Source organism: Nitrobacter vulgaris (assembly GCF_031453995.1).
GTDB lineage: Bacteria > Pseudomonadota > Alphaproteobacteria > Rhizobiales > Xanthobacteraceae > Nitrobacter > Nitrobacter vulgaris.
On record NZ_JAVDPZ010000012.1, the window covers coordinates 14,515 to 35,166 of the forward strand.

Annotated in this window: 14 protein-coding genes and 1 pseudogene; 11 read left to right on the plus strand and 4 right to left on the minus strand. The window is 58.0% G+C overall.

The genetic code is table 11. The annotated features are described in order from the left end of the window. Position 1: 1 nt before the first annotated feature. On the minus strand, positions 2-775 hold the full coding sequence (gene ppk2 / locus GGQ85_RS09370; protein WP_374708869.1) for a polyphosphate kinase 2: 774 nt from the start codon (positions 773-775) through the stop codon (positions 2-4). A 69-nt stretch (positions 776-844) separates the two neighbouring features. Then, entirely contained in the window at positions 845-1,300 is a 456-nt protein-coding gene (locus tag GGQ85_RS09375) for a hypothetical protein (protein ID WP_079448107.1), read from the minus strand. Between the two features lie 705 nt (positions 1,301-2,005). Here GGQ85_RS09375 and GGQ85_RS09380 point away from each other — a divergent pair. The 8 genes and pseudogenes from GGQ85_RS09380 (at position 2,006) to GGQ85_RS09415 (ending at position 11,080) form a co-directional block, all read left to right on the plus strand. After that, positions 2,006-3,703 (plus strand): sensor histidine kinase, encoded by a 1,698-nt coding sequence (locus GGQ85_RS09380; protein ID WP_309774261.1) that lies wholly within the window; start codon positions 2,006-2,008, stop codon positions 3,701-3,703. A 122-nt stretch (positions 3,704-3,825) separates the two neighbouring features. After that, positions 3,826-5,466 carry a DUF3300 domain-containing protein gene (locus GGQ85_RS09385; RefSeq protein ID WP_309774262.1) on the plus strand — a complete coding sequence of 547 codons (1,641 nt, stop codon included), beginning with the start codon at positions 3,826-3,828 and terminating at the stop codon, positions 5,464-5,466. A 14-nt stretch (positions 5,467-5,480) separates the two neighbouring features. Next, positions 5,481-6,392, plus strand: coding sequence for a DUF2950 domain-containing protein (locus GGQ85_RS09390; protein WP_374708870.1), 912 nt, complete (start codon positions 5,481-5,483; stop codon positions 6,390-6,392). Positions 6,393-6,444: 52 nt separating this feature from the next. Further along, complete coding sequence (locus GGQ85_RS09395; RefSeq protein ID WP_309774263.1) at positions 6,445-6,732, plus strand: hypothetical protein; 288 nt, start codon at positions 6,445-6,447, stop codon at positions 6,730-6,732. A 32-nt stretch (positions 6,733-6,764) separates the two neighbouring features. Continuing rightward, positions 6,765-7,232 (plus strand): annotated as a pseudogene (locus GGQ85_RS09400) (TonB-dependent receptor domain-containing protein); the annotation flags it as partial. A 127-nt stretch (positions 7,233-7,359) separates the two neighbouring features. Then, a complete protein-coding gene (locus tag GGQ85_RS09405; RefSeq protein WP_309774264.1) occupies positions 7,360-7,950 on the plus strand; it encodes a TonB-dependent siderophore receptor in 591 nt (196 codons plus the stop codon). A 17-nt stretch (positions 7,951-7,967) separates the two neighbouring features. Beyond that, positions 7,968-9,116: a PepSY-associated TM helix domain-containing protein gene (locus GGQ85_RS09410; protein ID WP_309774265.1), complete on the plus strand. Its 1,149-nt coding sequence runs from the start codon at positions 7,968-7,970 to the stop codon at positions 9,114-9,116. A 341-nt stretch (positions 9,117-9,457) separates the two neighbouring features. Next, complete coding sequence (locus GGQ85_RS09415) at positions 9,458-11,080, plus strand: ABC-F family ATP-binding cassette domain-containing protein (RefSeq protein WP_309774266.1); 1,623 nt, start codon at positions 9,458-9,460, stop codon at positions 11,078-11,080. Between the two features lie 743 nt (positions 11,081-11,823). Here GGQ85_RS09415 and GGQ85_RS09420 read toward each other — a convergent pair. After that, complete coding sequence (locus tag GGQ85_RS09420; protein WP_309774268.1) at positions 11,824-13,194, minus strand: sensor histidine kinase; 1,371 nt, start codon at positions 13,192-13,194, stop codon at positions 11,824-11,826. A gap of 162 nt (positions 13,195-13,356) precedes the next feature. Next, positions 13,357-14,031 carry a response regulator gene (locus GGQ85_RS09425; RefSeq protein ID WP_309774269.1) on the minus strand — a complete coding sequence of 225 codons (675 nt, stop codon included), beginning with the start codon at positions 14,029-14,031 and terminating at the stop codon, positions 13,357-13,359. A 300-nt stretch (positions 14,032-14,331) separates the two neighbouring features. Between GGQ85_RS09425 and GGQ85_RS09430 the strand changes: the two genes are divergently transcribed. The 3 genes from GGQ85_RS09430 (at position 14,332) to GGQ85_RS09440 (ending at position 20,353) form a co-directional block, all read left to right on the plus strand. Continuing rightward, on the plus strand, positions 14,332-15,588 hold the full coding sequence (locus GGQ85_RS09430; protein ID WP_079448097.1) for an efflux RND transporter periplasmic adaptor subunit: 1,257 nt from the start codon (positions 14,332-14,334) through the stop codon (positions 15,586-15,588). Positions 15,589-15,606: 18 nt separating this feature from the next. Beyond that, positions 15,607-18,759, plus strand: a complete 3,153-nt coding sequence (locus GGQ85_RS09435; protein ID WP_309774271.1) for an efflux RND transporter permease subunit — start codon at positions 15,607-15,609, stop codon at positions 18,757-18,759. Positions 18,760-18,904: 145 nt separating this feature from the next. Then, a complete protein-coding gene (locus tag GGQ85_RS09440) occupies positions 18,905-20,353 on the plus strand; it encodes an efflux transporter outer membrane subunit (protein WP_309774329.1) in 1,449 nt (482 codons plus the stop codon). Positions 20,354-20,652 lie beyond the last annotated feature (299 nt).

Consider the following 20,652-nt stretch of genomic DNA (forward strand, 5'->3'; position numbering starts at 1 on the left):
CTCAGTAACGTTCAGCCACGAACGTCATCCCACGCAGGCCCGCCTGGTCGTCAAAGCGCTCCTTCGCGGAGCGCTTTGGCAGCTTGACCTTGTTTTTATGTATCCGTTTATACGGAATCAACTCCAGCAGATGCGCGATGCAGTTCAGTCGAGCTCGACGCTTGTCGTCGGAGCGAACGATGTACCATGGCGATTGCTTCGTGCTGGTTGCCTTCAGCATCAGGTCCCGAGCTTCTGAGTAGTCGTACCATCGTTGGTAAGATGCAGTATCCATCGGACTCAACTTCCACTGCCGCAGCGGATCGTCGATTCTCGCCTTGAAGCGACGCTCCTGCTCGTCCATCCCGACCTCAAGCCAGAGTTTGATCAGGATGATGCCCCCTTCGATGATATATTTCTCCATCTGGGGGCAGAGAGAAAGGAATCGTTTGTGCTCGGCGGGCGTACAAAAGCCCATCACATATTCCACGCCGGCGCGATTGTACCAACTCCGGTCGAAGATCACAATTTCACCTGCAGCCGGAAAATTCTGCATGTAACGTTGAAGAAATAATTGCGTCTTCTCCCGGTCGGACGGAGCTGGCAAGGCGGCAACGCGAAACACGCGCGGACTGACCTTCTCCGTAATCGCCTTGATCGTGCCGCCCTTCCCGGCGGCATCCCGGCCCTCGAACAGGACGATGACTCGAATCTTGTTCGCCTTCACCCATTCCTGAAGATAGCAAAGCTCGACCTGGAGCTTTTCCAGCTCTTTCTCATAGACCTTGCGCTTCATCCGTGGCGTGTCCGCGTCGGCTGACATGTCTACCTTCCGCTGCTTCAGACCAGACTCCACCAACCGTTCCTAATCTCCCCAGGAGATAGTGACGGCGATGTCGCCAGGGACACCTCCGGGGTAATCAATAATCTGGTAACTGATGCGATAACCCCGCGGTTTCAGATAGTCGCGCCAGAGCTCGAATATTTCTTTCGGAATCCCCGTCAGTGTGTTCTCCCAGCCGGCCTCCTGCTGATTGATGGCTCGGCCTTTATCCGTGCATAGCGAGTTGGGGAACCGATACACCTGCACTTCGGTTAGCCCGTTTCGGACTGCTCGCTGGATGACGGTCGAGGCGAGCTGGATTTTTTCCTCCTCGGACTTGCCGGATGAACGACTGAGCCGCTCGATCAGTGCATGTTTCTCGGCTTGGGCGGCCGCTGCCAGGCGGGCATATTGATCCGCCTTTTCGGCTTCCTTGAGGGCCGCTTCTTTCCGGATCTGTTGCGCGCTGGGGATGAGGTCATCGATGCTGCCTGGCATGACGAGAACTCCTGACGAATATATTATCATGACAAGGCTAGGTCGGGTCGACGTCGTTACCTTGATTCAAATCAACAAATTCGCATCCATGGTTACCGGGCACGCTAAAGTCTGAGGCCAAAGTCGGGGAGAGGAGGAGTTGAACGAGGCGATACATTCCATGGCGCCGCACCATGTGCTTTTCTATCTTGCCACCGCGAGCGCAACCGGTGTTTGTTAGCGGTGATAGGCAATTGTATCAGGCAAAGAATGAGCCGGCCGTCACCGTAACGTTCGCTGCAAAGCTACTCTGCAACGATGGCAATGTCCCTGGACCGTTGCGGTCAGTGCTACAGGCGCATATTATGATGCCACTTGCGTAAAGGTCGTGGAAGCCCACGGTCGGGTCGCGACGCTTGGTTGACGGTCTCGTCCGGCTCGGCTGAGACCGTTGAAGGTCGTGCGCCCGCACTGAAACGTGCTGCAAGACAGTCGTTCGGGCCGCCGGGTACGAGGATGAATGGACGCGCCCCGATGGCAGCGACTAACCCATCCTGGCTGGGTCTTGTTACCCGTCTATGTGTCTGTCTGCTGGTTTGGACGATCATCCCGTCCGAGTTTGCGCGCAGCGGTCAGACTCGCGAGATCAAACGGGTATTGATCCTGCATTCCTTTGGACGAGATTTCAGACCATGGGGGACGTATGCAAAAGCCATTCGGGAGAATTTGGAGCAGTTGTCGCCGTGGCAGATTGATATTCAGGACCACTCGATGGTTTCCGCACGCTCTGGCGATGAAAATCCTGGGCCACCGTTTATTGCCTACCTGAATGCGCTCTATTCCGAACGCCCTCCGGATATTGTCATTGCCATCGGCGCTCCTGCCTCGAATTTTGTTCAGCAACACCGCCGACATTTGTTCACTCAAATTCCCCTGATACTGACAGCGGTCGAGCAGCGTCGTATCCAGTTCTCGGATTTGCCGGATAGTGACACCGTCATTGCTGTTTCTCACGATTTTCGCCTTTCTTTCGAGACGATCCTTCGTGTTCTTCCCGGCACGGAGCGAATTGTCGCTTTGAACGGAACGTCGCCCAACGAGAAATTCTGGCTCGGCGAACTCCGCAAGGACGCGGCATCTGTCCAGAAGAAGGTTGAGTTCATCCGGCCCAATGATATTTCGTTCCAGGATTTTCTGAAGAAAAGCGAAACGTTGCCGCCGAAAACAGCTATTTTCTGGCATCTGATGAACGTCGACGCAATTGTAGTCTCCTACGAGGGGAATACCGCGCTTCAGCAACTTCACGCAGTGTCCAATGCTCCGCTTTTTTCTTACGACGATGGCTTTTTTGGCAATGAGACTGTCGACGGGCCGATGTATTCCGTTCTCGAAATTAGCAGGCTCACAGCCGCTGTGGCGATCCGTATTCTGAACGGAGAAAAACCTCGCGATATAAGGCTGGTTGCGATCAAATATTCCAATCCGAAGTTCGATTGGCGCGAAATGCAGCGCTGGGATATCAGCGAGAGAAACCTGCCTCCAGGAAGCGAAGTCTTGTTTCGCGAGCCCCGCATATGGGAGGTCAATCATTGGCAGTTGTTGTTGATTGCGACCGTAATCCTGATTCAGGGAGCGTTGATCAGCGGACTGCTGCATGAGCGTCGTCGCCGCCGTCTTGCCGAAGTCGAATCGCGCCAACGCTTGACTGATCTTGCCCATATCAACCGCAGTTCGACTGTCGGAGAGCTGACGATTTCTATCGCGCATGAGTTGAACCAGCCGCTTGGTTCGATTCTCACCAACACCGAGACAGCCGAACTCATGCTGAAGAGTCCCTCACCGAATCTCGATGAGGTGAAGGAAATTCTTGCTGACATCAGGCGTGACGATCAGCGCGCCAGCGAGGTGATACGTCGGCTACGCAGCGTGCTGAAGAAAACACCATTTGAGATTACCTGTATCGACTTGAACGAGACGGTACGGCAAGTGATGGGGTTTATCGCGACCGTCGGCAGCGAGCGGAATATCGCATTGAAATGTAGTACGGAATCGATCGACCTGAAGATCATGGGAGACGTTGTTCATTTACAACAAGTCTTTCTGAACTTGATGATCAACGCGATGGATGCAATATCCGAAGCGGAGGCAATAGAGCGAGAAGTCAGCGTAACCACAAGGCGCTCGGGCGCCTGGGCGGAAGTCAGTATCAGCGACACCGGCCCCGGTATCACGATCGCCGATCTTGCAAAGGTTTTCGATCCGTTTTTCACGACGAAACCGCAGGGCATGGGTATGGGACTTGCAATCGTCCGTTCTATTGTCGAAGCGCACCACGGACAGATTTCTGCGGCAAATCAGTCAACCGGCGGCGCACTTTTCACGCTTAGGCTTCCGATTCTTCGGGATCAAGCTACTTCGGTCTGAGACTTGCAGTCAGACAACTCTCGCCCCGCAGAAGAACGGTGCCGTTCGTTTCGTTGATCTTTATCAAAGAACGAGCTCGGCTTTGCTCCATTTTTGTAGCGATGAACCCGAGGAGAGGTGTGATGTTTCGCTGCGGCAAGGCCCTGATCGCGCTCGCATTGCTAATGGCGGATCCTATCGCCATCGCGGCACAAACGGCCGATAATCCGCCGGATCCAAACGGTACGCCACAGCAAGCCACCAAATCTGCGCCCGATGCAGAGCTGTTGAAACCTGAGCAACTCGAGGCGCTGGCTGCCCCGATTGCGCTCTATCCCGATGAACTGCTGGCGAATGTACTGGCGGCATCGACCTATCCGCTGGAGGTCGTGCAGGCCGATCGCTGGCTCAAGGAACGCAAAACCCTGAAAGGTGATGCGTTGAAGAAGGAGGTTGAAAAGCAATCGTGGGACAACAGCGTCAAAGCGCTTTCAAGCACTCCAGATGTCATTTCAATGATGAGCGACAAGATCGACTGGACCAAGAGTCTCGGCGATGCCGTTCTCGCGCAGCAAGCCGATGTCATGGATGCAATCCAGCGCCTTCGTTCCAAAGCCTATGACAACAAGAAGCTGGTTACCAACAAGCAGCAAAAGGTGAGCGTTCAAGCGCAGGAAAGCAAGCAGGCGATTGTCATCGAGTCGACCAGCCCCGATACGATGTACGTGCCGTACTACGATCCCGCCGCGGTTTACGGAACCTGGCCTTATGCAGCGTATCCACCCTATTACTTCGGGTATCCGTCCTACATCGGTGCGGGAGTGATCGCGACGGGGCTCGCGTTCGGTGCAGGCTGGGCTATCGGACGCTGGGGTAACTACTGGGGTGGCGGATTCAATTGGGGTAACCGCAATCTCTACGTCAACCACTACAATCGGATAAATAACGTCGGAAACAGCTGGCAGCACAATTCGGCGCATCGTCAGGGTGTGCGGTACAATAACGCGAATGTTCAGCAGCGCTTCGGCAACAACAATCTGAGGGCTGGCGCATCGAACCGCATGGATTTTCGGGGCCGCGGTGGGCAGCAGGTGCTTCGTCCAGGGCAGGATCGACCTGGCGGCGGAGATCGCGCAGGCGACCGTGCGGCCTCACGCGATCGGCCGGGCGGCGATCGTGGAAATCGACCGGGCGCAGCCGATCGCGCCAGGGGCGGTGGCGACCGTGCCAAAGCAGGTAACAGGGCTGCCAACCGAGCTGGCGGCGCGGCGCGCGGTGGCGGCAATCGTGGCGGTGCCATGAACATATCGTCGGGCAGGGCTGCTTCCGCGGCTTCGGCTCGCGGTCATGCAAGCCTGGGCGGACGAGGAGGAGGTGCTGCCAGCTTCGCCGGACGTGGCGGCGGCGGCTTTCATGGCGGCGGGGGTTTTCGCGGCGGTGGCGGCGGCTTCCGTGGCGGTGGTGGCGGTTTCCGTGGCGGCGGTGGCGGCTTCCGTGGCGGCGGTGGACGGCGGTCCGATGTCCAACTGAAACACCACCTCGTGCTGCTGGGTTATCTTACCAACGGCCTTGGTTACTACCGCTTCAGCTATCTCGGTAGCAGCAAGTCATATGTTGGCGTGATCGCGCAGGAAGTGCAGAATCTGATGCCGCAAGCCGTGACCCGTGGTAACGACGGTTACCTCAGAGTCTACTATGAGAAGCTTGGATTGAAGCTGCGGACCTACAGCGACTGGCTTGCTGGGGGCGCAAAAATTCCTGCGCTGCGGGAGGTGTCGCCATGATCGCATCAATGTGGATGTTCCGCGCCGCCTCGACGAGCGCGGTGGCAATCGTAGCGGTCGCGCTGTCGATCGGCGTGAGTCAGGCTCAGCAGGCTTTTTCTTCGCCGGAAGATGCGGCGGCGGGATTGGCGGCGGCGGTCAAGACCGGCACGACAAGCTCCATTCTGAAAGTCCTTGGCAACCGTGCCGAAGACGTGGTCGAATCCGGTGATAGCGTTGCTGACAAAGAGACTCGTGAGCGTTTTCTTTCCGCTTACGATGCCAAGCACTCGATCAAGGCTGAGGGAAACAAGAAAGCCACGCTCATTTTGGGCGCCGATGAATTTCCGTTCCCAATTCCACTTGTCAACAGCAAGAGCGGCTGGGAATTCGACACCTCCGCTGGACGTCTTGAGATTCTTTATCGCCGCATTGGGCGCAATGAGTTGGATGCGATTCAGGCCTCTCTCGCCTTTGTGGATGCCCAGAACGAATATGCCGAGAAGGATCGTACAGGCGAAGGTGCTGGCGTTTACGCGCAACGCATTGTCAGTACCCCAGGCAAGAAGGATGGCCTTTTCTGGCGCGACGATGGCGATCCGAGCCCGCTTGGTGAGTTGGCGGCGCGAGCATCATCAGAGGGCTATAAGGTTGATGGGCAAGGCGCCCCGTATCACGGTTACGTCTTTCGAATATTGAGGGGGCAGGGGCCAGATGCACCGGGAGGCGCACTTGACTACATCGTCAAGCGCAAGATGATCGGTGGTTTCGCGCTGATTGCCTATCCTGCCGAATACGGAAACTCTGGTGTCATGACCTTCATGGTCAATCATGCCGGCACTGTCTATCAAAAGGATCTTGGTAAAAACACGGAAGTACTCGCCAGTCGCATCAGTTTGTTCGATCCCGATCAGACCTGGAAGAGGGTGGATTCGGCGAAGCCTTGAAGGTGGGTAACAACGATACCCAGCGCAACACAGGCCTTGGCGGTCTTGGCAATTGGTGCCGCTTCATTCCAGCGGCATGAATCTCGGCAATGAGTTTGATTGCCGGTTCGATGCTGCCGCTTCCATCGGGCTCCTTAAAAGTTGGTCCCTTGCCGCTCTCCTGCCGCGAAAAGTCGAGCGGATACTGGATAATCCTGTGACGAAGATCGAGGGCGCTGGATCACGATGTGATTGCAGGAGACGCCCCGGAATTGATGTTGAGATTGAAAATCCAACAACAGCCAATTTGAGACAGGCTCTGATCGATGAAGTCACGAATGTCTCCATCTTTAAAATTTGATCAGAAAATAGACCTCGACCCGCAGCGAAGGAATGCTGAGCGATCGACTTGTCGCGCGCACCTATAACTACGTCTTAGCTAGTACGAGCAATTACACACTCGACAACCAGTTGCAGGCGGATTTCAGAACCGGCGACCTGGTACACAAGGTTCTGGCCGGGTTCGACGACTTCAATCTGTCGGCAAACACCGACTACCGTAGCGCTGGGATCGCGCCGATCGACGCCTATGCCCCGGTCTATGGTGCGGCAGTTCCGTCGTTTGCCTCACTATCGCCATTCATCCTGCGTTCGGACAGCCAGAGTCAGGCCGGTCTCTATTTGCAGGACCAGATCAAGTGGGATCGCTGGACCCTCGCGCTCAGCGGTCGTCAGGACTGGGTTAGTACCGGCTTCACCAGCAAAGCGTTCTTTCCGCCGGCGGGGACCTACACGTCTTTCAATTCCGCGCAGACCGGCCGCGTCGGCCTGAACTATCTGTTCGATGTCGGGCTGGCCCCCTACGTCAGCTATTCGACCTCGTTCACGCTGAACCTCGGCGCGGATCGCTTCGGCAATGTATTCAGGCCGACCACGGGCGAGGGGCAAAGAGATCGGCGTCAAGTTCAAGCCGAACGATACGAACCTCATGCTGACAGCTGTCCTGTTCGATATCAACGAGAACAACATCCTAACCGGCGACCCCGTCTATCCCTTTTTCAGCATCCAGACCGATGCGGCGCGGGTGCGCGGATTCGAGTTCGAGGCGCGGGGCAACGTGACCCGGGAGTTTGAGGTGATCGCGGGGTACAGCCACATCGATCCTCGGGTGACCAAAAGCCTTGCAGGCAATACCGGCAAGTATTTGCAGGGCCCGGCGCTCGATCAGGCCTCGCTCTGGGCCAAATACACTTGGTACAACGGGCCGCTGGCCGGATTTGGCGTCGGCGCGGGCGTGCGCTATGTTGGCGACAGCTATGGCGATGCCAGGAACACCTTCGTGATTCCGCCCTACACCCTGTTCGATGCAACCGTGAGCTACGATCTCGCTTATCTGCGACCGGATTTGAAGGGCTGGAAAATGCAGGTCAACGCAACCAATCTCGCGGATCGTTTCTATGTCCAGTCCTGCCTGACTGGATTGGCATACTGCGCGATGGGCACGAGCCGCACCGTGCTCGGCACCCTGAGATATAGCTGGAATGCGGATGACCCGCATCCTGCGCTGATCTCGAAGTGAGTTAGTGAGCTAAAAGGATGACACCAAAAGCCTTGCGCAAATGGAGCTGGACCCACAAGTGGTCCAGCATCATCTGCACCTTGTTCATGCTGATGCTGTGCATCACCGGCCTGCCGTTGATCTTCCACGAACAGATTGACGAGCTGCTGCATGGCCAGGTCGAGGCCGCCGTCGTCCCCCAAGGCACGCCGCCGGCGAGTCTCGATCGCGTGGTGGCGAGCGCCGTGGCGGCGATGCCCGGGCAGGTGCCGCATTTCCTGATCTGGGATCACGACGACCCGAACGCGATGCTGGTCAGTGTCGGCAAGAGCATCGATGCCGATCCGGCCGACAACCGTATCGTCCGGGTCGATGCCCACACCGGCGCCTATCTCGACGCGCCTGACGTCACCGGGCGCTTTACGTTCATCATGCTCAAGCTGCACACCGATATGTTCGCCGGCCTGCCCGGGAAGCTGTTTCTCGGGCTAATGGGCATTCTGTTCTGCGTTGCAATCATATCAGGTGTCGTCGTCTACGCGCCGTCGATGCGCAAGCAGAGCTTCGGGGTCTATCGTTCTGAGCGTCCGCGCGTGGTACGCTGGCTCGATCTGCATAACCTCGCCGGCATCTTGCTGGTGATGTGGACGCTAGTTGTGGGATTCACCGGCGTCATCAACACCTGGGCCGACCTCGTGCTCAAGATGTGGCAGTATGGCCAGCTCGCCGAGATGACGGCACAATATAGCGACCGCACTTTGCCCGCGCACCCGACCCCGGTTCAGGCGGCGACGGATGTGGCCGCGAAGGCCGTGCCTGGCATGATGCCGTCGTTCATCGCGTTTCCCGGCACGATCTTCTCAAGCAAGAGCCACTATACGGTATTCATGCGCGGCGATACGCCGCTGACCTCACGGCTGCTTAAACCGGCGCTGATCGATGCAGAGACCGGCAAGCTCACCGACAGCCGCGATATGCCCTGGTACGTCACTGCACTGTTCATCTCGCAGCCGCTGCATTTCGGCGACTATGGCGGGATGCCGCTAAAGATCATCTGGGCGCTGCTGGATGTCATGACCATTATCGTCCTCGGAACGGGCGTCTATCTCTGGCTGCGGCGGCGCAAGCCTGGCGAGAGCAGCGTGCGCGAACCCGCAGGCGCCGCCCGGCCGATGTTGTCGCCATGATGCCAGCACGTACCCGACATCGGACCCTTCGCGAGATTTTTGCATGGCCGGCCATCATCGCTGTCCTGAGCACGATTGGATTGATGTCAGCGTTACTCGGCGATGGCATCTGGGACGGCGTTTCGTGGATCGTTCTGGCCGTTCCTGTGGCGCTGTATTGCGGCTTCTTCCAGCGCGGAACGTAGGCGGTCGCGCGGCGTGTGTAATAGGAGGACGGCCCAGGCGCATCTTCGGCCGGCCGCGCTTGGCGCTCGGCTTCACGCCTCGACTGCGGCCGGGCTTCCACTTACTGCCCACATGGACTAAGAGACCGCGATACTTCTTTCGCGCAAAAAGATCGCATGATCCGTCTCGACAACGTCAGCAAGCAAGCTGGCCACCAGATCCTTTTCATCGAAGCCTCGGCGGCGCTCAACAAGGGCGAGAAAATCGGCCTCGTCGGTCCGAACGGGGCCGGCAAGACCACGCTGTTCCGGATGATCACAGGCCAGGAACTGCCCGACGAAGGGCAGGTCTCGATCGATCGTGGCATCAGCATCGGTTATTTCAGCCAGGACGTCGGCGAGATGTCCGGCCGCAGCGCCGTAACGGAGGTGATGGATGGAGCGGGACCCGTCAGCGTGGTCGCCGCCGAACTCCGCAAACTCGAAGCCGCGATGGCCGACCCGGATAGCGCCGACGAGATGGAGAAGATCATCGCGCGCTATGGAGAGGTGCAGCATCGTTTCGAGGAGCTCGACGGTTATGCACTTGATGGCCGGGCGCGCGAGGCGCTCTCAGGCCTGGGGTTTAGCCAGGAGATGATGGAGGGCGATGTCGGCGCGCTCTCCGGAGGCTGGAAAATGCGCGTGGCGCTGGCGCGTATCCTCCTGATGCGCCCCGATGTCATGCTGCTGGACGAGCCGAGCAACCATCTCGATCTCGAAAGCCTGATCTGGCTCGAACACTTCCTCCGAGATTATGAAGGCACGCTGTTGATGACTTCGCACGATCGCGAGTTCATCAACCGCGTGATCGGCAAGGTCGTCGAGATCGACTCTGGCTCGCTGACGACCTATTCCGGCAACTACGAATTCTACGAGCAGCAGCGTGCACTGAACCAGAAGCAACAGCAGGCCCAGTTCGAGCGCCAGCAGGCGATGCTCGCCAAGGAGATTAAGTTCATCGAGCGCTTCAAGGCGCGTGCTTCGCACGCGGCGCAAGTCCAGAGCCGGGTGAAGAAGCTCGACAAGATCGAGCGGGTGGAGCCGCCCCGGCGCCGTCAGACGATCGCATTCGATTTTCCGCCACCGCCGCGCTCCGGCGAGGATGTCGTCGCCTTGAAGAACATCCACAAGGGGTATGGCGGCAAGCGGATCTATGGTGGGTTCGATTTCATGATCCGCCGGCGCGAGCGCTGGTGCGTGATGGGCGTCAACGGAGCCGGAAAGTCGACGCTGCTCAAGTTGGTAGCCCGCGCCAGCGAGCCCGACGCCGGCACGGTAGCCGTCGGGAGCAGTGTCAAGATGGGCTATTTTGCCCAGCACGCCATGGATCTGCTCGATGGCGACCGCACGGTATTCCAGTCACTGGAAGATGCGTTTCCGACCGCGGGGCAGGGTAGCCTGCGCGCACTCGCCGGCTGTTTTGGCTTTTCCGGCGACGACGTTGAGAAGCGATGCCGGGTGTTGTCGGGTGGAGAGAAGGCGCGGCTGGGGATGGCGAAGATGCTGTTCGATCCGCCGAATTTCCTGGTGCTGGACGAACCGACCAACCATCTCGATCTTGCGACCAAGGAGATGCTGATCACGGCACTGTCGGATTTCGAGGGCACGATGCTGTTCGTCTCGCACGATCGACATTTCCTCAGCGTCCTTTCCAATCGCGTGCTGGAGCTGACGGCCGAGGGCATCCACCAGTATGGCGGCGGCTACACCGAATACGTCGCACGCACCGGCCAGGAAGCGCCGGGGCTGCGCAGCTAAACGCGGCGGCCCGCTTCTTGACGCAAATCTGCCGCTCAACAGCAGGGCGCGGACTCTCCTTCAGCCAACACCGAGGCGTGTTTTGCAACGGCCTCCGTTTCCTGCGGCGCCGAGCAAGTGCTGGACGGTCTCGATCCGACAAAAGGCCACGCGGCTTGGTTTCTTCACCCTGGAGCGGAGAGACACGCTTCATTCTCGAGCTTGCTTTTGCCTAACGGTAGCCTCGACCCCGGCACGGCCAGTCTCGACCATGCACACGGCCAAGACCCAAATCATTCGCCAGCCATACGGGAATCGTTGTCTCTTGAGCCCCATATCGCATGACCGGCACGACCGGTCCGCCACACGGATCTACTCGATCGTCCTCGGGTCGATATCGATATCGCGGAACGATATAGGAGTCCCAATAGGGTTGCGGAGTTGGAGGCGTGACGATGATAACCCGCCTGGGCTTCGCATCGGCTGCGGTAATGAATGCTCCCGAGCAACACAGCAACAAAGCCGATACGAGAGCGAACGCGACGGTCAGTATCTTCATCCTCGATCTCCTTGCCGAGCACTGCCTCCAATCCGGCGAGCATATGCCTATGGTATCATTTGGCAATGACGGCAGTACCGCCCCGGCGGGGAAAACCGGAATTTTGACACCCCAGTCGCGGGTTTCGGGAAAGTTGTCATTGGACAATAGCTACGGGAGCGCAGCCATGACTTTTGAAAAGGCAATCGAGGGTCGCATAGTGCCGTTACAGCGTCCTTCCATCCGGCCGGAAGTGCATCGTGAATTTGGCGCCACCGCCGGGCGCGTCCTCGACAGAGACACTCCCCTGGTGCGCTTTTACAATTTTTTCGACGATCGATAATCCCAGACCCGCGCCTCCGGCAGTGCGCGGGGATCGCCGCCAGAATCGCTGGAAAATCGATTCGCGGTCCGCCAACGGCACGCCATCGCCATTGTCGATCACGCTGATCGAGCCATCCGCGGTAACGATGATCTCGATGATCGTACCCTGGGGAGTGTGATGAAGAGCGTTCTCAACGAGATTTCGTGTTGCGCGCCGGATCATCTCCGCGTTTCCTTTGACGAGAACGGGCTCATCGGCGCACATCAATTCAATGCTCTTTCCTTGCTTCAGAGCCAATGGCGCGATGAATTCCGCAACTTCGACGCAAACCTCGTGAATATCCGCGACCGCATCCGGATCGACCACGGCTGTCTCGAGCTCCGTCGCGTCGAGCAACTGGCCAACAACACGGCTCATGTTGTCAACGTCCCGTCCTAAGGCATGGCTTGCCTCTCCATGCGGTAGGGTCTCGATCCTCGTGCGAAGGATGGCAAGTGGCGTTCGTATCTCATGTGCTGCATTGGCGGCAAACTCGCGCTGAGCGAGGAAGCCATGCTCAAGCCGATCGAGGGCCTGATTGACGGCTTCCACGAGCGGCAGAATTTCGGGAGGCATGTCGTCGGTTGGTAAACGGACGTCCAGACGTGTGGGACTGATATGTCTCGCTCGGCTGGACGCGCGATGTAGCGGTCTAATCGCCAGACGGAAGATGATGATGTCAGCAGCAAGCAGGAGAAGAAGAACTGGAACGATGATCCAGACAACCTGCCGGAGGAAGTTGACCAGGATATCGTCGACGACCACGTCGCTATGCGACAGCTCTTCTGCAACTTGTATCCAGACTGGATGGTCGCCAATATCCTTGCGCGCGCTGGCACCGGCGATCGTTTTGGCTTCGCCCCGGGTCAGGGCGTTGTGCGGAACAATGCCGCTCGCGTTCAAATCGACGGTAAACAACGGCTTCTTGCTGGGACTCGACGAGAAGATCACCGAACCCGTATCGTCAATGATTGCATATTTGTAGCGGCCATAGGCTTCCGAATACTGATCGCGTGCGCCATCAGGAAGGCTAAGCGACCATCCGCCCGCCGACGAAGGCTTTAGATTTCGGGCAAACACCTCGATTTGGGCCGTCATCTTGTTCAGCTGGAATTTGGCGACGTCCGTTGCCAGCGACCAGTGCAAGATGGACCGCAATACAAGCGCCGCAATGATGATCGCGACAACATGAAGGACGACAATGCGGGACAGGATTGATCTTCGCCGCGGCATCTAGGTCCCGATTCCGAAGTTCGCATACCCTTGCAGCAACCTTTGATGCGAACTTCGGAATCAAAGGGACACTAGCAACCTTATAATTCTAGTGTGGTTTAGGCTCAGAAGTTCGCCTGGCAGACTCGTTGGACGCTGAAAGCGAACTTCTGAACCACCACACTAGTCGCTCTCCATCATCACATAGCCGACGCCGCGAATAGTGCTGATCTTGACCTTTGCACCAATGTCCAGGAGCTGTTTGCGCAGACGATGGACATAAACCTCGACGGCATTGGAGGCGACATCTCCGGTCAGGCCGAAGATCTGATCTTCGAGAAGCTTCTTGGAGACGACGTTGCCCTTGCGGCGCAAAAGCAACTCAAGCACCGCGATCTCTCGGGCGGATAGGTTCTGAGGCTTCATGTCGACAAAAGCTTGCCGGCCTTCGCTGTCGAAGGTCACGTTAGCAAGCCGCAATGAGCTGCCGAGCAACTGCCCCGGCCGCCTGAGCAGCGCTTCGAGCCGCGCCACCAGCTCGTCAAAGGAAAAAGGTTTGACAAGATAGTCGTCTGCTCCGCTTCGGAGCCCGCTGACTCGATCCTCCACGCCCCCACGTGCCGTGAGTATAAGGACAGGGATCGGATCCTTGCGGCGCCGCAGTTCACGCAGGATCGAAAGTCCATCGCCATCGGGCAGGCCGAGATCCAGGATCAATGCCGCGTAACGATTGGTTTCCAGTGCGCTGGAGGCATCGGCGACATTGGTGAGAAGATCGACCCCGTACCCGGCCGCTTGCATTCCCTTCGCCAGAAGGTCGGCCAGTTCTTCGCTGTCCTCGACGACCAAGATTCTCATGGGCGCGAACGCTCCCTTCCCCCTTCTGCGGCCGTGACTTGCAGGGGGCGAGCGGGTACTGGTGTCTTTCCGGCCGCGCCGAAGCCCGACTGTAAGCTCTGTGTAAGCGTCATCATATTGCCGTTGTAAGGCTGCCGTAAGATGTTAAATCTATATTATATACGGTCGCGTGATGAGGATTCATCGCCCTCATCGGCGACAAGCGCTGGACAGGCAAGGCCTTGAGCCAGCATAAAAATCATTGGTTTTTGAGGGGACAGGCTTGCCTCACCAATCGGCGGGGCAAGGGGATACGGGATCATGCGTAATCTGACGTCACTCTGGCGTGCGATGACAATCCCTCGGATTGTCATCGGTCTCACGATCGCATTGGCCCTTGTCGGGACGGCTGCAACCGTCCTGAGAGTCGATCGCGGCAGCGCCGCCCGCAATTCAGTGCTGGACAGCGAAATCAAAGGGTCTGACGGAAAGCTGCGTTTGACGGCATCGCAATGGGACACCGTGTCGGTGCAGCCGGTTGAGGAACACGTGTTCCGTTCCGAATTCCGTACCGAGGGGAAGATCGCGCTCGATCAGAACCTGTCGACCCGCATCTTCGCACCCTATGCGGGCCGGGTGACAGAATTGATGGTCGCGTCCGGCGATCACGTCGAGAAAGGCCAGCTTCTTTTTGTGATCGCGGCGGCCGATTCCGTGGATGCCCAGAAAGATTTCGTCGTCGCCCTGACCACCCGGAACAAGGCGGTTTCCCAGGTCAACCTCGCGCAGATCGTCGAGCGAAGAATGTCGAGCCTGGCGAAGGATAGGGCCGCGTCGCAGAGAGAATGGCAGGAAGCTCAGGCCAATCTCACTTCTTCGGAGAACGATTCCCGATCAGCAGAAGTTGCGCTTGAGGCCGCGCGCAACCGGTTGCGGCTCGTTGGGAAAACCGACGCGGAGATTGAAGCGTTCGAGAAGACGGGCGCGCTCACGCCCGACGCTCCCGTCTACGCGCCGCTGGCCGGAACCGTTCTGCAACGCAAGGTCGGGATGGGACAGTATGTCAATGCCGGGGCAAGCGAGAGCGATCCGGTGTTCCTGATCGGAGACACGTCGAAAGTCTGGATCGTGGCCTATGTTCGCGAGACCGATGTTGCCAAGGTGCAGATCGGCGAACGCCTGATGTTCAAGGTCTTGACGCAGCCCGACCGTATGTTTGAGACCCGGATCGACTACGTCGCACCGGGAATCGACCCGGACAATAGGCGGCTTCTGGTCCGCGCCACCGTCGATAACGCGGACGGACTGCTCAAACCCGAGATGTTTGCGAGCGTTACGATCGTTGACAGCGACGGAGAGCTAATGCCGGCGGTGCCTCTTGAGTCAGTGATCTATGAAGGAAGCAATGCGCATGTCTGGGTCGTTGGTGACGATCAAGGCGTCGAATTGCGTCAGATCAAGTTAGGTCAATCAAGCGCTCGGCTGATCCAGGTGCTGGATGGGCTCCGTCCGGGCGAAAAAATCGTCACCCGCGGCAGTCTGTTCATCGACCGGATGGCAGTCGCCAAACAGACCTGACGAACACGGTAGCTCGTCATGATCAATCCGATCATCGCGTTTGCATTGAAGCAGCGCGTTCTGATCCTGGTTCTCTTCATTATGACCTTGGCCGGCGGGATCGCCGCGTTCAGGGTCCTGAATATCGAAGCCTATCCCGATCCCGTTCCGCCTATGGTGGACGTCATCACTCAGAGCGCCGGACTTTCGGCCGAAGAGATCGAACGTTACATCACGATTCCGATCGAGACGCAGCTGTCCGGCGTGCCGAACCTCCGGGTAATGAGAACCATTTCTCTTTACGGACTGTCGGACGTCAAACTGCAGTTCACCTATGCCTATACCTACGATGAGGCGCTCCAGCAGGTTCTCAACCGTTTGGCGCAGCTCAACGGATTGCCGGATGGCGCTCAGCCCACCATCAGTCCCGTCAGTCCCGTCGGCGAAATTTATCGTTACAGACTAGTCGGCCCGCCCGGCTATAGCGTGCTCGATCTGAAGACTCTTCAGGATTGGGTTCTGCAACGCCGCTTTCGCGCCGTGCCCGGGATCGTGGACGTCATTGGCTGGGGTGGGAAAACCAAGACATTTGAACTGCAGGTCGACCTCGATAAGCTCGTCGCCTACAGGCTGACCCTGCCGCAATTGCTGCAGACGCTGCGCGGAAGCAACCTGAATGTCGGCGGAAATATCGTCAATCTGGGCACGCAGTCGGCAGTTGTGCGGGGTGTTGGGCTGATACGCTCGAGCGATGACATCAACAATACCATGTTGACGCAAGCCGAAGGCAATCCTGTTCTGGTTCGAGACGTTGCGACGGTTATCATCGGGCATCAGCCCCGCCTCGGCATTGCCGGCCAGGACAACGACGACGATATCGTCGAAGGCATCGTCCTGATGCGCCGCGGCCAGCAGAGCACTCCGACCATCGAGCGGTTGAAGGCCGAAGTCGAGCGTATCAATATTTCCGGGATTTTGCCGCCCGGCGTACGAATTGAGCGCATTTATGATCGTCAGGATCTGATCGACACCACGACGCACACTGTCTTGCACAACATGACAGTCGGCATTCTGCTGATCTTTGTATTGCAGTGGGTGTTTCTCGGGAATCTTCGCAGCGCGTTGATCGTGGGCGCGACGATTCCCTTCGCGTTGTGCTTCGCCATCGGGATCATGATTCTGCGCGGCGAATCCGCCAACCTGCTATCGGTCGGTGCAATCGATTTCGGTTTGATCGTCGATGCCACTGTAATCATGGTCGAACGAATATTCCGGGAACTTGGGCATAGCGGCGAAAAGACTTTGCCTGAGGACGACAACGCGTCCGGATTGCGCGGAAAGCTTCTCGCGATTTATATTGCGGGCATCAGCGTCAACCGCTCAATCCTGTTTGCGACCGGCATTATCATTGCGGGGTTCATTCCGCTTTTCACCATGAGCGGCGTTGAAGGGCACATCTTTGGCCCCATGGCCAAGACTTACGCCTACGCCCTTGCGGGAGGCCTGCTCGCAACCTTTACGGTGACACCGGCGCTCAGCGCACTTCTGCTGCCGGAGCATGTTCGGGAGACGGAAACATGGCTGGTGCGCACCCTTCACCGCTTCTACAGTCCGGCTTTGCGAGTCACTGTCGCGAACAGAAGGTTGACGGTCGCTGTGACGTTGGCGGTGTTCATTCTGGCGGGGATCGCGATACGATTTCTGGGGTTGGAATTTCTTCCCAAGCTGGAGGAGGGCAATCTGTGGATACGCGCCACCATGCCGGCAACGATTTCCCTTCAGGAGGGGAACGGCTATGCCAACCGGATGCGCAAGCTGATCCGCAGCTTTCCCGAGGTAGAGACAGTCGTGACGCAGCATGGCCGTCCCGACGACGGCACGGACGCCGCCGGTTTTTTTAATGTCGAGTTCTTCACTCCGCTAAAGCCGATCAGTCAGTGGCGCCATGGCGTGGATAAGGAAAAGCTGACCGAAGAAATCCAGGGACGGCTTAAGATAGAATTTCCGGGAGTCGAGTTCAATTTCTCGCAGTATCTGCAGGACAATGTGGCCGAGCAGGTATCGGGTGTTAAGGGCGAGAACTCGATCAAGGTGTTCGGCAATGATTTGCAGGAGCTGACGGACACAGCCGACAAGATCAAGGCCGTGCTCGAGAAGGTTCCGGGTGTGACAGACCTTGGCGTTTTCACGTCGCTTGGCCAGCCGACGATACAGATCGATATCGATCGTGAGCGTGCCGCACGCTATGGACTCTCGCCGGGTGATATCAATTCGATGATCCGGACGGCTGTCGGCGGAGAGTCAGCGGGCGACGTTTACGAGCACGGAAGTGATCGCCATTTTCCGATCGTCGTGCGGTTGGCTCCCGAGTATCGTCAGAGCGCGGAAGCTATCAGCAAGCTGACGATCGGCGTATCAGGGGCTAAAGGAATAACCCAGATCCCGTTGGGCGAGGTCGCGCACATCCGACTCGTCACCGGAGCTTCATATATTTACCGGGAACAACAGCAGCGTTACCTGCCGATTAAGTTCAGTGTTCGTGACCGCGATCTCGGTAGCACCATCAAGGAAGCCGAACAGCGAATTGCGCAGGACGTGCAATTGCCTGCCGGAAACCAGCTTCAATGGGTCGGCGAATTCCGCAATCTGCAGGAAGCGATCGCGCGTCTGGAGATTGTCGTGCCGCTCAGCCTTGCCGTTATCGGGCTGCTGCTATGGATCAATTTCACATCTATACGGGACACGTTGCTGGCGTTGAGCGTCATTCCGATGGCGGTGATCGGTGGTGTCTTTGCGTTGTTCGCGACGGGCATTCCTTTCAGCGTCTCGGCCGCCATCGGCTTTATCGCGCTGTTCGGCATCTCGGTGATGAACGGGATTCTGATCCTGTCGCAATACAATCAGCTCATCGAGTCGGGCCTGCAGCGGATCGATGCGATCATAAGAGCCGGAGAGGCTCAAATGCGCCCTGTCCTGATGACGTGCGTCATTGCGGGAATCGGCTTGCTGCCTGCCGCCATGTCGACCGGAATCGGATCGCAGGTGCAGAAGCCGCTGGCTGTCGTCGTGGTCGGCGGAATGATGGTGGCTCCACTTGTGATCCTCGTCGCGCTGCCAGCTCTCATCGCGCTGTTTTTCCAACGAAAAACGGTGGCGGCTGCTCCCGAATCGGCGTTCGATCCGGCAGAATAGAAAGTCGGTTCGTGTGAAACCGTGGTTGAAGGGGCATCTCGTGCGGTCAAGCCAACAGAATGGATCGGTGGTTCATTCACCGAAAACAGGATGGGGGTTGGCGTTTTCCCGTGTGCGATGTTGCATCGTGGCGTTTTTGACTGCCGTGTCGCCTGCGCTGTCAGGCTGTGCGGTTGGACCTGACTACAAACCTCAGGCGCCTCCGGAAACTTCCAGGTACTTGTCCGATCCCGCCGGAGATCGTGTGCCTGGACATCCGATCGTGCGCACCGCAGAGGTTCCTCCCCAATGGTGGGAGTTGTTTCGTTCGCCTGCGCTGAACCAACTGGTGGAGGATGGTATCACGCACAATGCGGACCTCGCCGCTGCGGAGGCTGCGGTCAGGATGGCGGAAGCCAACGCGCTCGCCCAGCGCGGTTTGCTGTTTCCCAATGTGACGGGAGGCTTCAATTCGTCGCGCCAGCAGGTGCCGGTCGATCTGCAGTCGCCCCTTGAGTCCAACGCCCACCTTTTGAGTCTGCACACTGGCCAAGTGACCGTGTCGTACCTTGCCGATGTGTGGGGGGGGACGCGGCGTTTGGTCGAGTCAACGGATTCGCAGGCCGAGATGCGTGCATTCCAGCGCGAAGGAGTCTACCTGACATTGGCCAGCAACATCGCACTTGCGGCGATCGAGGAAGGCCGGGTTCGGGGACAGATCGCGGCGACCCGTCGCGTCCTTGGTTTGCAGACCGAGGTTTTGAAGTTGCTGCGACGGCAACAGGAGCAGGGGCAGATTGCCCAGACTGATGTCGCAGCGCAAGAGACTTCGGTTGCGCAGACCCGGCTGTTGTTGCCGAATCTCGAGAAACAGCTCGCGCAACAGCGTCATTTGTTGTCATTCCTGACCGGTCGTTTGGCGAGTGACGCTCCAAAGGAAACATTCGATCTCGGGTCATTTCGAATGCCCCGCCGTCTGCCACTCAGTCTTCCGGCCGATCTCGTAAGACAGCGCCCTGATATTCAGGCTGCCGAAGCGAACCTTCATTCGACCAATGCAATGGTCGGAGTGGCGATCGCCAATCGCCTTCCGCAGATAACCTTGATGGCAAGTGGCGGTGCCGCGGCTGCCAAATTTTCGCAATTGGCCACTCCAGGAGCGGCCCTCGGGATGATCGCTGGCAATGCTGCGCAGACCATTTTTGACGCAGGGACGTTGGCAAACAAGCAGCGTGCGGCGGAAGAAGAAACGAATCAGTCACTCGCTCAATATCGCAGCGTTGTTCTCGCGGCTTTTCAGAACGTTGCGGATGTCTTGCGAGCCCTTCAGGCGGGCACGCGTGCGATCAGTGCGGCGACGGACGCGGAACGATCGGCGACAGAGAGCATCACGTTAGTGCGTAAACAGGTCGATCAAGGGCAAATCAGCGTGCCGCTCCTACTAGCCACGCAGCAGGCGTATCTGCAGACCTCCCTTGCGCGTCTCGATGCGCAGGCCGCGCAACTGGCAAATACGGTCGCGCTGTTTCAAGCGCTTGGCGGTGGGTGGTGGAACCGCGACGGTCATAAGCAGGCAGACCTGGGTCATGGACCTGTAAAACGGGATTCCGTTTGAAGTCATTGCAGGGGGCTATACGCTCGTAAACGCCTTACCATCCCGTGCGGACACGATTTTTCCCGTCGACGAGGTCGCGTGTCCTGCGCATACCAAGCGGGCAGTTTGCCGCGCCTTTCGATTCGAATCTGACTGGGTCCGAGGTGGTTCGAAAATTGAAGCCGGTGCCGGGGCGTTTCCTGTAAAATCTTACGCTTTCCGGTGGGGCGCCGCGCGATCGCTTGCCATCGCGCCGCCGCTCGGATTTTATGCCATATGTGATTGACGGGAACGCAGGCGGAAATTATTGCCGTGCAATA

Coding starts and splice junctions, on each gene's coding strand:
- GGQ85_RS09410 (WP_309774265.1), top strand. CDS start 7,968: ATGACACCAAAAGCCTTGCGCAAATGGAGCTGGACCCACAAGTGGTCC.
- GGQ85_RS09425 (WP_309774269.1), bottom strand. CDS start 14,031: ATGAGAATCTTGGTCGTCGAGGACAGCGAAGAACTGGCCGACCTTCTG.
- ppk2 (WP_374708869.1), bottom strand. CDS start 775: ATGAAGCGCAAGGTCTATGAGAAAGAGCTGGAAAAGCTCCAGGTCGAG.
- GGQ85_RS09390 (WP_374708870.1), top strand. CDS start 5,481: ATGTTCCGCGCCGCCTCGACGAGCGCGGTGGCAATCGTAGCGGTCGCG.
- GGQ85_RS09415 (WP_309774266.1), top strand. CDS start 9,458: ATGATCCGTCTCGACAACGTCAGCAAGCAAGCTGGCCACCAGATCCTT.
- GGQ85_RS09385 (WP_309774262.1), top strand. CDS start 3,826: ATGTTTCGCTGCGGCAAGGCCCTGATCGCGCTCGCATTGCTAATGGCG.
- GGQ85_RS09420 (WP_309774268.1), bottom strand. CDS start 13,194: ATGCCGCGGCGAAGATCAATCCTGTCCCGCATTGTCGTCCTTCATGTT.
- GGQ85_RS09405 (WP_309774264.1), top strand. CDS start 7,360: ATGCTGACAGCTGTCCTGTTCGATATCAACGAGAACAACATCCTAACC.
- GGQ85_RS09430 (WP_079448097.1), top strand. CDS start 14,332: ATGCGTAATCTGACGTCACTCTGGCGTGCGATGACAATCCCTCGGATT.
- GGQ85_RS09435 (WP_309774271.1), top strand. CDS start 15,607: ATGATCAATCCGATCATCGCGTTTGCATTGAAGCAGCGCGTTCTGATC.
- GGQ85_RS09375 (WP_079448107.1), bottom strand. CDS start 1,300: ATGCCAGGCAGCATCGATGACCTCATCCCCAGCGCGCAACAGATCCGG.